The organism is Devosia sp. MC532 (assembly GCF_016461625.1).
GTDB lineage: Bacteria > Pseudomonadota > Alphaproteobacteria > Rhizobiales > Devosiaceae > Devosia.
Genome location: NZ_JAEMNZ010000004.1, coordinates 269,119 through 281,865 on the forward strand (window position 1 = coordinate 269,119; position 12,747 = coordinate 281,865).

Annotated in this window: 13 protein-coding genes; 9 read left to right on the plus strand and 4 right to left on the minus strand. The window is 58.7% G+C overall.

Annotated elements, in window-relative coordinates:
- The first annotated feature begins 138 nt into the window (after positions 1–138).
- The 5 genes from JHC09_RS07510 to rhaM all read left to right on the plus strand — a co-directional run bounded on the left by JHC09_RS07510 (position 139) and on the right by rhaM (position 4,498).
- Positions 139–1,644 carry a sugar ABC transporter ATP-binding protein gene (locus JHC09_RS07510; protein ID WP_199531415.1) on the plus strand — a complete coding sequence of 502 codons (1,506 nt, stop codon included), beginning with the start codon at positions 139–141 and terminating at the stop codon, positions 1,642–1,644.
- Complete coding sequence (locus JHC09_RS07515; protein ID WP_199531416.1) at positions 1,641–2,609, plus strand: ABC transporter permease; 969 nt, start codon at positions 1,641–1,643, stop codon at positions 2,607–2,609. The genes JHC09_RS07510 and JHC09_RS07515 overlap by 4 nt, the downstream gene beginning before the upstream one ends.
- Before the next feature lie 121 nt (positions 2,610–2,730).
- The gene (locus JHC09_RS07520) at positions 2,731–3,087 is read left to right on the plus strand and encodes a DUF559 domain-containing protein (protein WP_199531417.1); all 357 of its coding nucleotides are present in this window, start codon (positions 2,731–2,733) and stop codon (positions 3,085–3,087) included.
- Between the two features lie 86 nt (positions 3,088–3,173).
- Positions 3,174–4,169 (plus strand): ABC transporter permease, encoded by a 996-nt coding sequence (locus JHC09_RS07525; protein WP_199531459.1) that lies wholly within the window; start codon positions 3,174–3,176, stop codon positions 4,167–4,169.
- Complete coding sequence (gene rhaM / locus JHC09_RS07530) at positions 4,169–4,498, plus strand: L-rhamnose mutarotase (RefSeq protein ID WP_349236528.1); 330 nt, start codon at positions 4,169–4,171, stop codon at positions 4,496–4,498. The genes JHC09_RS07525 and rhaM overlap by 1 nt, the downstream gene beginning before the upstream one ends.
- Positions 4,499–4,539: 41 nt before the next feature.
- Here the strand turns inward: rhaM and JHC09_RS07535 are convergent, their stop codons facing one another.
- Positions 4,540–5,799 (minus strand): DUF3422 domain-containing protein, encoded by a 1,260-nt coding sequence (locus JHC09_RS07535; protein WP_199531418.1) that lies wholly within the window; start codon positions 5,797–5,799, stop codon positions 4,540–4,542.
- A 270-nt stretch (positions 5,800–6,069) separates the two neighbouring features.
- Here JHC09_RS07535 and JHC09_RS07540 point away from each other — a divergent pair, with 270 nt between their 5' ends.
- Positions 6,070–6,411, plus strand: coding sequence for an SH3 domain-containing protein (locus JHC09_RS07540; protein ID WP_199531419.1), 342 nt, complete (start codon positions 6,070–6,072; stop codon positions 6,409–6,411).
- An 89-nt stretch (positions 6,412–6,500) separates the two neighbouring features.
- A complete protein-coding gene (locus tag JHC09_RS07545) occupies positions 6,501–7,505 on the plus strand; it encodes an asparaginase (RefSeq protein ID WP_199531420.1) in 1,005 nt (334 codons plus the stop codon).
- Here the strand turns inward: JHC09_RS07545 and JHC09_RS07550 are convergent.
- Positions 7,502–7,864 (minus strand): hypothetical protein, encoded by a 363-nt coding sequence (locus tag JHC09_RS07550; protein ID WP_199531421.1) that lies wholly within the window; start codon positions 7,862–7,864, stop codon positions 7,502–7,504. The two genes, JHC09_RS07545 and JHC09_RS07550, sit on opposite strands and share 4 nt — an antisense overlap.
- A 168-nt stretch (positions 7,865–8,032) precedes the next feature.
- Here JHC09_RS07550 and JHC09_RS07555 point away from each other — a divergent pair, with 168 nt between their 5' ends.
- On the plus strand, positions 8,033–9,529 hold the full coding sequence (locus JHC09_RS07555) for a helicase HerA-like domain-containing protein (RefSeq protein WP_199531422.1): 1,497 nt from the start codon (positions 8,033–8,035) through the stop codon (positions 9,527–9,529).
- Positions 9,530–9,537: 8 nt separating this feature from the next.
- Positions 9,538–10,071, plus strand: coding sequence for a hypothetical protein (locus JHC09_RS07560; RefSeq protein ID WP_169194638.1), 534 nt, complete (start codon positions 9,538–9,540; stop codon positions 10,069–10,071).
- A 78-nt stretch (positions 10,072–10,149) separates the two neighbouring features.
- On the opposite strand, the gene JHC09_RS07565 is transcribed toward JHC09_RS07560, so the two are convergent.
- Both JHC09_RS07565 and JHC09_RS07570 read right to left on the minus strand, forming a co-directional pair.
- Positions 10,150–11,160, minus strand: coding sequence for a hypothetical protein (locus JHC09_RS07565; protein ID WP_199531423.1), 1,011 nt, complete (start codon positions 11,158–11,160; stop codon positions 10,150–10,152).
- Between the two features lie 130 nt (positions 11,161–11,290).
- Positions 11,291–12,706, minus strand: a complete 1,416-nt coding sequence (locus tag JHC09_RS07570; RefSeq protein ID WP_199531424.1) for an autotransporter outer membrane beta-barrel domain-containing protein — start codon at positions 12,704–12,706, stop codon at positions 11,291–11,293.
- Positions 12,707–12,747: the final 41 nt, after the last annotated feature.

Below are 12,747 nucleotides of genomic sequence, written 5' to 3' on the forward strand. Positions count from 1 at the left end.
AGTTGCATCGAGCATCTGGAAGCTATTGGGATACGCCGGTCGATCACCCCACCCTCATTCCCTCCCCCTCAAGGGGAGGGAGGCATATCGAGCTTGTGATGAGAGCGGCGCGGGACAGTGGCGCCAAGGATCAAGAATATGAAAACGCCCATTCTCACTCTTGAAAACATCTCGAAAAGCTTTCCCGGTGTGCGGGCGTTGCATGAGGTTTCGTTGGAGCTTTATGCCGGTGAAGTGACGGCGCTGATTGGCGAGAATGGCGCTGGAAAATCGACGCTGGTGAAAACCATGACCGGGATTTACCAGCCGGATGGCGGCACTATTTCAGTCAATGGCAAGGCGGTGACCTTGCCGACGGCTGTGTCGGCCTCGGCGGCGGGGATTACCGCGATCCACCAAGAAACCGTGCTGTTTGATGAGCTGACGGTGGCGGAAAACATCTATCTCGGCCATGCGCCCAAGACGCGCTTTGGGTTGATCGACTGGGCGACGATGAAGCGCGAGGCGCAGCTGACGCTGGACTCTATGGCGGCAGGGATTGATGCGACGACGCCGCTGAAGGAACTCGGCATTGCCAAGAAGCATCTGGTAGCGGTGGCGCGGGCGCTGAGCGTCGAGGCGCAAGTGGTCATTATGGACGAGCCGACCGCGGCGCTGAGCCAGAAGGAAATCGAGGACCTCTATGTGCTGATCGAGCTTCTTAAAGCCGATGGCAAAGCGATACTCTTCATCTCGCATAAGTTCGACGAAATTTACCGCATTGCCGACCGCTACACCGTGTTCCGCGATGGGGAAATGGTGGGCAAGGGTTTTATCAAAGACACCCCGCAAACGGACATCGTGAAGATGATGGTGGGCCGCTCGGTTGACCACATTTTCCCGGTGCGGACCGCGCAGATTGGCGAAACGGTGCTGGCTGTATCGGGGCTCTGTCACCCGACAGAATTTCATGACGTCAGCTTTGAGGTAAAAAAGGGCGAGATCCTCGGCTTTTACGGGCTCGTCGGGGCAGGGCGCTCTGAGGTGATGCAGGCGGTGTTCGGTCTGACCAAAACCAGCGCCGGGAGTGTCAGCCTAGAGGGCAAAAGACTCACGCCAAAATCCCCGGCCGACGCGGTGGAGGCCGGGATTGTTTATGTGCCGGAAGAGCGCGGGAAACAGGGCGTCATTACCGGCGAGCCGATCTTTAAGAACGTCTCGCTGCCGAGTTTGGACAAGACAAGTCGCAGCGGCTTTTTGCGCATGGCGGAAGAGTTCGCGCTGTCGCGCACTTATACTGAGCGGCTTGATCTGCGCGCCTCATCGCTGAGCCAGAATGTATCGACCCTATCGGGTGGTAATCAGCAAAAAGTAGTGATCGCCAAATGGCTGGCGACGCTGCCGAAGGTGATCATTTTGGACGAGCCGACCAAGGGCATCGACATTGGCTCGAAGGCGGCGGTGCATGAATTCATGGGCGAGCTGGTGGCGCAGGGATTGAGCGTCATCATGGTCTCGTCCGAGCTGCCCGAAGTGTTGGGCATGAGCGACAGGATCGTCGTTATGCGCGAGGGGCTGGTGGTCGACACGCTGGTCAATCATGGGTTGCAGCCGGAAACGCTGGTGCGCCTGGCCGCCGGTATTGCTGAGGAGCAGGCGGCATGAAGAGTCTTTTCAAACACCGCGAAATCTGGCTGGGGCTGGCAATTGTCGCCGTGATCTTAGCCGTGACACTGCGCTTTCCGCGCTTTTCTGAGCCGAGCAACTTGCTGACCGTCTTCAACGATACGTCCATTTTGATGATGTTGGCGCTGGGGCAAATGGCGGTCATTCTGACCCGCTGTATCGACTTGTCGATGGCCTCCAATCTGGCGCTGACCGGCATGATTGTGGCTATGGCTAATGCGGCTTTCCCTTTTATTCCAGTGCCATTGCTTATTCTGGGCTGCGTGGTTGTTGGCGCGGCGCTGGGAGCGTTTAATGGGCTCCTCGTCTGGAAGCTGAACATTCCGGCCATTGTTGTGACGCTGGGAACGCTGACGATTTTCCGCGGGCTGGTCTTCGTCATTTCGGGCGGTGCTTGGGTGAACGCAGCGCAGATGAGCCCGGACTTTATCCAACTGCAACGGAGCGTCTTTCTGGGCCTGCCGGTGTTGAGCTGGTTTGCGATTGTGGTGGCGGCGCTGGTTTATGTGTTGATGACACGGACCCCGCTGGGCCGGGCGTTTTACGCCATTGGCGTTAATCCGACGGCAGCGGTGTACACCGGCATCGATGTCGGCAAGACGAAGTTTTATGCGTTTGTGCTGGCCGGGGCGATTTCGGGGCTGGCGGGCTATCTCTGGATTTCGCGCTATGTGATCGCTTCGGTGGAAGTGGCGAGCGGCTATGAACTCAATATCATCGCAGCTTGTGTGATCGGCGGGGTGTCGATTGCTGGGGGCATTGGCACGGTTGGCGGGGCGCTGTTGGGGGCACTGTTCCTCGGCGTCGTCAACAATGCGCTTCCGGTAATCGGGGTGTCGCCTTTCTGGCAGATGGCGATTTCTGGTGCGGCGATTTTGCTGGCGGTGGTGCTGAACGCGCGTGGCGAGCGGAGCAAGGGCCGGGTGATTTTGCGGGGGGCGTAAATACCCCCACCCCGGCCCTCCCCTCAAGGGGGAGGGAGTTGGACCGAGTGTGTGTTGGGTAGAGGCTAAAATGTTCATCGTCTCCCTCCCCCTTGAGGGGAGGGATTAAGGGTGGGGGAACATGAGCATCAAGCGGGCACGGGAATTGCGCAATAACATGCCGGAGCCTGAGGCTAAGCTTTGGGATGCGTTGCGAGAGATAAAACCTCTCGGCTTTCATTTCCGTCGGCAGGTGCCGATCGGTCCGTACTACGCCGATTTCGCCTGTCACCAAGCCAAGCTGGTGATCGAAGTGGATGGGGATAGCCATGCGGGGCGCGAGGCGGGCGATGCGCGGCGAGATGGGTTTCTGGAGAGTGTCGGGTTCGAGGTGCTGCGCGTGAGCAATGTCGATGTGATGCAGAATTTGGATGGCGTGATGCGGGAAGTGGTGGATTTGCTTGAGCAGCGTGACGGGATTGGGCGCAAGGACTCGTAGGCCTCTACCCCCACCCCGGCCCTCCCCTCAAGGGGGAGGGAGGCGGGGTGGTGGGTGTGTAGGGAGTCGTGCCGGGAGGAGAGATGATGACAGACATAGTGACGAAAAAACTCCCAGACCGCTTGGGGAGTTCTTGGAAGGCGGGGGTGTTGAGTTGGGAGAGCTTGCTGGTTCTCGTGGCGATTGGGATTTTCATCGCAAATAGCTTTGCCTCTCCCTATTTCCTCAACGCCTGGAGCCTCTCGGACCTCACGTTCAATTTCACCGAAAAGGCGCTGATTGCGCTGGCGATGGCGCTGCTGATTATCGCTGGCGAGATTGATCTCTCGGTCGCCTCTATCATTGCCTTGTGTTCGACGCTGATGGGGCTGGCGCTGCAATTTGGGGCGGATACGCCCGTGTTGGTGGCGGTGGGTGTTGCCGTTGGGCTGGCCTGCGGAGCCTTTAATGGCGTGTTGGTCACTCGGCTGAAACTGCCCTCCATCGTTGTCACCATCGGCACGATGAGCCTGTTTCGTGGGATCGCTTTCATCGTTCTTGGGGACCAGAGCTATAAGGGTTATCCGGCCAGTTTTTCGTGGTTCGGGCAGGGATATGTCTGGTGGGTGATCTCGTTTGAGCTGGTGTTGTTCGGCGTTTGCGCGGTGATTTTCTATGTGCTGCTGCACAAAACCAATTTTGGTCGGCGCGTCTTTGCCATTGGCAATAATGCGACGGCGGCGCAGTTTTCCGGCGTGCGCGTCGATCGGGTGCGGTTCATCCTCTTTTGCCTCACAGGCCTGATGAGCGGCATTGCGGCAGTGTTGTTGACCGCGCGTCTGGGCTCAACGCGGCCCTCCATTGCGCAGGGCTGGGAGCTGGAAGCGATCACCATGGTCGTGCTGGGGGGCGTTTCCATCCTTGGCGGGGCCGGATCTATCCTTGGTGTGGTGATTGCAGCGCTGATTATCGGGCTGGTGACTTTTGGGCTCGGGCTGCTCAATGTGCCCGGCATTGTCATGAGCATTTTTACTGGTGGGCTGCTGATCGTCGTGATCGCCCTGCCAATTTTCTATCGGATGATGAAGGAGCGACGGGCGTGATTACGGACGCGGGATATGAAAAACACGCTTTCAAGATGAAGCTCAATCCGGGCATGGAAGTGGAATATAAGAAGCGTCACGACGAGATTTTTCCCGAGCTGGTGGGCCTACTGCACGAGGCGGGGGTGAAGGATTATTCCATCCATCTCGACGAGGAGACCAATACGCTCTTTGGCGTGCTGTGGCGTCGCGTCGATCACACCATGGACGATCTGCCGAATACGGCCGTGATGCAGCGCTGGTGGGCGCATATGGCCGATATCATGGCCACCAATGAAAAGAATGAGCCGATCTCGGTGGATTTAAAGCCAATGTTTTGGCTGCGGTAAGAACAAGGCCCCGGAGATGATCCGGGGCCTTTGCATTTGGGTCAGTGGCCTTCGTGCTTCTTGCGGACGGAGCGAACGGAGAGCCAGACCAGCAGCACAACGAAAGGCGCGAAGATCGAGAGCGCCATCGTTTTGTCGATGTTCCAATGGTAGAGCGGACCGCCCAAGAGGTAGCCGACAATGCCAAGCGCGTAATAACTGATGGCGATGGTCGAGAGACCTTCAACGGTGCGCTGGAGGAGGAACTGGCTGCGTGCGGTGCGGGCGATATTGTCGAGCAGCGAGGCATTTTGGACCTGCATATCAACGCCGATGCGCACGTTCAGCAGGCCAATGGCGCGTTCGATCTTACGCGACAAGACGCGCAGGCGCTGCTCGATGGCGGCGCAAGTGGCCAGACCCGGCTCAACGCGGTTGGCGATATAGCGCGACAGGGTCGAACCCTTGTCGGTGCCACTTTCGCGCAGACCTTTGAGGCGCGAATTGAGGACTTCGCCATAGGCGCGACCAGCGGCGAAGCGATAGCCAAGGCGTTCCGCCATTTGGCCCGAGCGCACCGACAATTCATGCAGGCCGTGGAGCACGCCCTTGGCGCTGGCCGGATCGACCACTTCCGACAGCGAATTGATGACGGTCGAGAGTTCGCTCTCCATGCCGCGCAGATCAGGCGACGCGGCGCGCGCGAGTGGCAGGCCGAGCAGCGCTATGGCGCGATAAGTTTCGACTTCGAGCAAGCGACGGGTGAGAATGGAGCGGCGCAAGGGCGTCAGCGCTCCCGCCGCAAACTCGATGCGGGTGAACTTTTCGGCATCGGGAATAAAGTCGGTCACGACTTGCGCTTTACCGTCTTCAACGTTCGACAGGCAGAGGCTGGCAAGCGAGAAGCCCGGGATCAGGCGATCCGGAATGGTGTGATCGGCAATAACGTCGATACGAACCGCGCCAAGCAACTGGCCTTCGCCAATAGCCTCAAGGCCAATGTCGTTCGGGAAATTATCCGCGCCGGTCAGACTATCGCGCCATGTGATGGTGACGAACTCTGTATGAAACTCCCAGGTGACGGAGCGGGTGGGCGTTTCAAAGCTGTATTGACGGCTTCCTGCCAGTTCGAGTTCAACGCCCGAAGCGAGGCGGAAATCGGCAAATCGCTGAAAGGCGCGCTGCATAGCGCCCGGCTCGCCCGGCATGACCAGAACCAAGCGGCGCAAGCGGCATTCGGATGGCAGGATTTCGACCGGGCGGGCGTGAACCTCGTCCATAATGGCGTGACGATCCGGGTGGTCGAGCGGAATAAAAGTCATAACTACAAACTCGTCTCGGCGAATTGCCAAGGCGCAAGAAGAAGCGAGTTATGCCTTTGGCACAATGAGACGAATGCGCACAAGAGGTATGCAAGTTGGGGCGGCGTTCCCTCACCCTCAATCCCTTCCCACGAGGGGGAGGGAGGTCGGCTGATGCTGGGGGAGAGGCCGGAAAAACATGAACCCAATCTGAATGAGGGGATCAGGCTGAGTTCAATTGGGAGCAGCTAGTGTCATCTCAACGCTAGAGATCACCGAGAGGAGACGGCGATGAACAAGGCACAGGAAAAGGTTTTGATGGCATCGCTCTGTGGCCTCGTATTGGTCGCAGCAGGAGCCTTCGCGGTCCAGCCAGCAATGGCTGCCGGCTATCATGTTCAATCGACCGCTCAGGTGAGTGGTGTGGCCAGCTGGGATAATCTCAATATCCGCAAGTGGCCGGCGTCCTACTCGCAAAAGATTAGCGCAGTTCCAAACGGTACGGATGTTTGGGTCGAGCGTTGCATCGACAATTCTGCCCAGAATTCCGCCGATTGGTGCCTTGTGGAAGTTTACCATATGCGCGGCTGGGTGAACGCCTCTTACCTCACCCCCACGGATCAGTGGTTCTGATCACAAGCTTTCTGCCTCCAACCCATGCATGTTGACTTTTCCGGTTCGGCGCTGTTCCTCCAAGACAGCACGAACCGGAGTTTTTTGTTATGGACGCAAACCCCATTCTCGCCGAAGTCCTACGCGGCAACTGGGTTGAGAACCGTCATCGCGGCGCGTTCATCATTGTGGATGCAATAGGCAATGTTATTGCCTCTGGCGGCGATGTTGAGCGTCCAATCTTCCCGCGTTCGGCTGTAAAATCCATGCAGGCGCTGGCGATTTTCGATCAGCACGCCATTGAAAAATTCCATCACCGTACGGAAGAACTGGCGCTGGCCTGTGCTTCCCATCACGGTGAAGACGACCACACCTCCAATGTCAGCGCCTTCCTCGGGCGCATGGGCCTGAGCGCTGCTGACCTTGAATGTGGCGCGCATATGCCGACTAATGACGCGGCGCGTGAGGCGCTGCGTAAGGCGGGTGAAAACCCCAGTGCGCTACATAATAATTGCTCCGGCAAGCATTCGGGCATGCTCAGTGTGGCGCTGGCCATGGGCGTTGATCCGCACGGCTATGTCGAACGCGAACACGCTGTACAGAAGGCCGTGCGCAAAGCGGTTGAAACAGTGATCGGCGAGAAGCTCACCGAAGATCGCTGCGGCACGGATGGCTGCTCGATCCCGACTTGGGCGGCGCCGTTGCGCGCTTGGGCGACGGGCTTTGCTAAAATGGCGACGGGCGAGGGCCTGCCGAGCCACTACGCCGAGGGGGCGCAAGCGCTGTTCAATGCAGCGACCAAGCATCCGCACCTCGTGGCGGGCACAGGGCATCTCGATACGCTGATCATGAACGCCTATGCGGGTGAGCTGATGCAAAAAGGTGGCGCGGAAGGCGTGCAGTGTGGCGCAATCCGCTCCAAGGGCTGGGGCTATGCGCTCAAGTGTGACGACGGCAATATGGCGGCAAGCCACGCGATGATTTCGGGACTGCTGCTGAAGTATGCTGATCCAAACGACGCCCAGCGCGCGGTGCTGGAGCAGTTTGCGCGCCAGCCGATCAAGAATGTACGCGGTATGGTCGTGGGCGAGTTGAGGGCGGTCGACGCGTTCTAAGGCGTCGGCGCTGTTTCTGGTGTTATCGCAATATAGACTACGTCCAATGGCAGTGGGGTGCCGGTTGCATCGGCGCCGAGCCATATGGAGCCACTGATATCTTCGACCTCAAGATATTGGCCATTATATTGATTGATCGCGCCAGCATCCTCGATGATCACTGTGCGGGCGCGCGTGGTGAAACCGTCGCCTTCGATCACGTAAACGCCTGGAGGGCAGGGCGCGCGCACGCACATCACAGGCCGGTAATCGACCAGCATTGGGCCCGAGTAGTCGGGTGCGCGTTGGTCTTGCAGCGCATCTCCAAGGGCCGGCGAAACCAGCAAGGCGGCGATGAATGGTGTCATGATGTGGCGCATTCGTCCCTCCATGTAAAAGCTCTATCGCGAGGTCGCTGAACTGGAGCTGAATGCGACGGCCGTCATGCGGTCTCGTGGCGATACAAAGCCTGAGACCTGACGGTTCGTGCTTGTGAGCGCGCTGCGAGCGCGGCTATATGGATGTATTGAAGATTAGGAGGTTGGCTCATGCTCGTTGACGGCAAAATCTTTCTTGGTGTGAGCGATAGGCCCGAATATCTCAATCTCAAATATGGCAATCGCCACGGGTTGGTGACCGGCGCGACGGGCACGGGGAAGACCGTCACCCTGCAGGTGCTTGCCGAAGGGTTTTCTGCCGCGGGCGTGCCGGTTTTTGCGGCCGACATTAAGGGCGACCTCTCGGGCATTGCCAAGCTTGGCGTGGCGCAGGGCTGGCAGACAGCTCGGGCGACCGACATCGGCTTTGACGACTATGTCGACGATGTCTACCCAACCATGTTCTGGGACCTCTACGGCAAGCAGGGCCACCCGGTCCGCGCGACGATTTCGGAAATTGGGCCCGTGCTGCTGGCGCGGATGCTTGACCTCAACGACACCCAAGAAGGCGTGTTGAACGTCGCTTTCCGCGTGGCTGACGAAGAAGGTCTGCTGCTGCTCGACCTCAAGGATTTGCGGTCTCTGTTGGTCGAAATTCAGGGCCGTGCCAAGGAAATTTCGGCGCGTTACGGCAATGTGGCGACGGCTTCGATTGGCGCTATTCAGCGGTCGCTGCTGGTGCTGGAGCAGCAAGGCGCGGACGATTTCTTCGGCGAGCGAGCGCTTGAAATCGCCGACCTGATGCGTCGCGACACCGATGGTAAGGGCTTCATCTCGGTGTTGGCTTCGGACCAGCTGATGAAAGCCCCAAAGCTCTACGCGACCTTCCTGCTGTGGCTGCTCTCGGAACTCTTTGAAGAGCTGCCGGAAGTGGGCGACATGGATAAGCCCAAGCTCGTGTTCTTCTTTGACGAAGCCCACTTGCTGTTCGACGGAGCCAACAAGGCGCTGATCGACAAGGTCGAGCAGGTGGTCAAGCTTATCCGCTCCAAGGGTGTGGGCGTGTATTTTGTTACGCAGAACCCTGCCGATATTCCGGAAAGCGTGCTGGCGCAGTTGGGTAATCGCATCCAGCACGCGCTAAGGGCTTATACGCCGCGTGAGCAGAAGGCCGTGCGCGTGGCTGCCGAAAGCTTCCGCCCTAACCCGGCCTTCTCGACCGAAGCGGTCATCACTGAAATGGGGATTGGTGAGGCTCTGGTTTCGGTGCTGGAAGACAAAGGTATTCCATCAATTGTTGGGCGCACGTTGATCCGTCCGCCGAGCGCGCAGGTGGGCCCGCTAACCCCGGCAGAGCGCGACGCAACCATCGCCAATTCGCCCGTGGGCGGGATCTATGACTCCGTGATTGACCGCGAGAGCGCTTATGAAATCCTCAACAAGCGCGCGAGAGAGATTGAACTGCAGGAAGAACGTGCGGCCTACGAGGCAGAGCGCGAGAAGGAACTGGCCCGTCAGGCCAAGGAAGAACGCGCTGCTGCGCCGCGCCGGTCGACCCGTCAAAACCCCACCGAAGCTGCAGCGACGAGCTTTGCCCGCACCGTCGCCAATACACTTGGCCGCGAGATTGTGCGCGGTATTTTCGGTTCTTTGAAGCGCCGTCGATGAGCTCAAATATGACGCCTACTCTTGCCGTTTTTGCTTCCGATCGTGGTCCGGGCGATCCGCAGCGCGCCTCCATCATGAGTGAGTTTGGTCTCGTCTTTGCGCGGAAGGGCGCCAAGCTGATTTGTCTGGCCGAAGATGGCATTGTGCCCGTTCCGCTGATTACCGCCGCGCGCGCTGCGGGGGGCGTAGTGGAAGTGTTGGCCGATGCTAGCGTTACACTGCCACCAGCCTTGGCTGACGTGCCGATTAGCGTCATTCCCGATCAGCGTGAGCGCCATGCCGCTTTGGCGGAGAGGACGCAAGCGCTGGTCGCGTTGCCGGGCTCGCTCAGTTCAGGCCTTGCTCTGTTTGGGGCTTGGTCGAGCCAGCACAATCGCCCGGTTATTATGCTCAATCACCATCGGGCCTTTGAGGTGATCCGCGGCTTTGCCAACGACGTTCTGTCTCATTCGGTCAAGAATTTCGACCGCAATATTCAGTTTGCCGAAACGGTTGAAGACCTGTGGGGGAAGACCGTTTGGGCGCTGGAACAGCGCCGCTAACGCTCTTTCTCTAGTCGTTAAAAAGCCCCGCATAGGAAAGCTATGCGGGGCTTTTTGGTATGTTAGCGCGTAAGAGGCTTAGAAGCTGGCGCTGGCCTTGAGCGAGAGGCTCAGGGAACGGTCGGACGTGCCGATGCCCGAATAGCTGGCGCTAGCGCCGAGACCGAAGCCGTTGGCGAATTCCAACTTGGTCGCAGCTTCAATGGCGCCCGACAGCTGAGCCTTGTCGCCAAGGGTCGACTTGAGGTCGGCATTCAAGCTGGCGGAGCTGGTGATGCCATTAGCGGTGTGGGCGAGGGTGACGCCGGGACCGGCGAAGACGACAGTCTTGGAATAGGTTTCGCCTGCGATGTAGCCACCGTCGGTGTAACCATTGGTCCATTCAGCGGCGTGGGTCAGGCCCGCGCGCGGCGTAAAGCGAATGCTGTCTTCGCCGAAAACGCCGTTGAGCGTGGCATTGAAGTAAGCACGTGTTGCATCGGTGGTCGCGTCGAGACCGCCAAAGGGCACTTGGCTGGTGTACTTGGCAGCGCCAACGGCCGCAGTAACATCGAGCGAGAGCTGCTCAGTCAGGCGGGCGGTGATATAGGGCCCGACCATCACGCCATAGCCGTCGACAGTGCCATACTCAGTCTTGAACTCGTTCAGTTTGTCGATCGACACGAATGCACCCACGAGAAGGGATGAATTCACGCGGTAGTCCACACCTGCAGCGCCCAGAACGGCACGACCGGAGCCCTTGTTGCTTTCGAGATAGCTGAACGATCCATCGACCCAAGCAGCGAATGGGTTGTAGCTCGGTGTCGCGGCCTGCACGGCAGCAGCAGTTGCGGCAGCGCTTGGGGAGGTGGAGGCGATGTAGCTGAGCATCTCACCCTGGGTGAGGCCGGTGTCGGTGGAGCCGCCGACGAGGCGCGCGAGGCGCTGCTGCGACGAGATCAGGGTTGCACCCAGGATGTCCGCATGGCCCGCTGCAAAGGTCTCTACCGAAGAGCCGAAGTCTTCGTGGCTATAGGCTGCTGCATAGGCAGAGGTTGTGACGGTTGCAGTGAGTGAGAAAGCGAGAAAGGCGAGACGGGTAAAGGACATAGGGTGCTCAGAATAACAGTGCGAGATGCAGCTTGGTCTTGCTGTCAGCGCTAGCAGAGCCGTGTTTGCCGAGCAATCTTATGGTTAAAAATCGGCAAAGATATCCCCGCCGAAGCGGGGATACTTGAGCTTAGAAACCGGCGCTGGCTTTGAGCGAGAGGCTCAGCGTTTTGGCGCTGGTACCAATGCCTGCCCAATTGGCGCGGGCGGACAGATCAACGCCATTGGCAAAGCCGAGTTGAACAGCAGCTTCCAGAGCTGCTGTGAGCTGTGCCCCATCCCCGAGCGTGGTGTTGGCATCGGCGCGTAAGGTTAGGGAGCGAGTGATATCGCTATCATGGGCGGTGAAGGTGACGCCGGGGCCAGCAAAGACGCTGCCTGAAGTGCTTGAGGTAGCATCGGTCCAAGCGCCGTTATGGTCGGTGTAGCCAGCAGCCCATTCACCGGCATAGTTGAGGCCTAGGCGTGGCGTGAAGCGAATGGCTTCCTCGCCGAACTGGCCTTCCAAGGTAGCGTTGAGATAGGCGCGGGTGGAATTGAAATTGTCCTCGCCGGAAGAATTGCTCTTCTTGTTGGCGGCCGTGCCAGCGCCTGCGGTGAGATCGAGATATAGCTGATCGGTCAAACGGGTGGTGAGGTAAGGACCTGCCATCCAACCGGTGCCTGAGAAGGTGTCGGTGGCGGTTTCAAAATTGTCCAAGCGGTCGATGCTGACAAAACCACCGACGAGAAGATCAGGGGTGAGGAGGTAATCCGCGCCAATGGCTGCGGAGGTCGCGCGACCGTTGCCCGTTTGGGTTTCGAGCAGCGAGAACGTACCCTCGATCCAGGCGTCGAACGGGCTTCCGCGCAGCTTCGAGGATTGGTCGAGGTCGGCGATCGCCGAGAGCGAGGCTGAGATCGGCAGCTGACCGGTGGAGGCGAAGCTTGAGACATAATTGAGAACTTCGCCGCCGCTCTGGTCTGTTCTTGGCCGTTGGCCATTGAGGCGCGAAATGCGCTGCGACGTTGGGCGGGCGCTCGTTCCGACGCTGGCAGAGCGCGCTGACAGGAATGACTGGGTAGCCTCTTCGCCCGATGCAGCTTGGCAGGCTTGAGCTTGTTCAGCAAATTGAGGGAGAGTGAAGGAGGCAACTAGCTCAGACATTTCCGCGACGGCGTTGCCGCCTGTTGGGGCATTGTTATGTTCTAAAAGGTCGACGAAGCGCACATCGTATGAGCCTGCATCATACGGCTGAGTGAACTTATAAGTCAGCTTTGTCGCCGCGCCGCCGATAACCTGCTCGACTATGTATGTCTCAAGGATAGCATATCCTTGGCGAACATAGACCGCGAAGCGGTCGATATTGCCGTTATTATTGGTGTAGTCAGGGGTTGTGTTGGTGCTGTTGACAGTGACCTCAAGAGTGAACCCCAATGAGGTCGAACAAATGGCCTGGATGGAGCCACTAATGCTGCTAACCGCAAAGGTCGGCTGGATGGATAATGTCGAAACGACTGCTGCGATAGCGAGGCCGCCTGAAAGGCCTTTGCGTGTTGGAAGCATGGCTGCGCAATAATACCTAATGAAACATTAAAGATAATTGC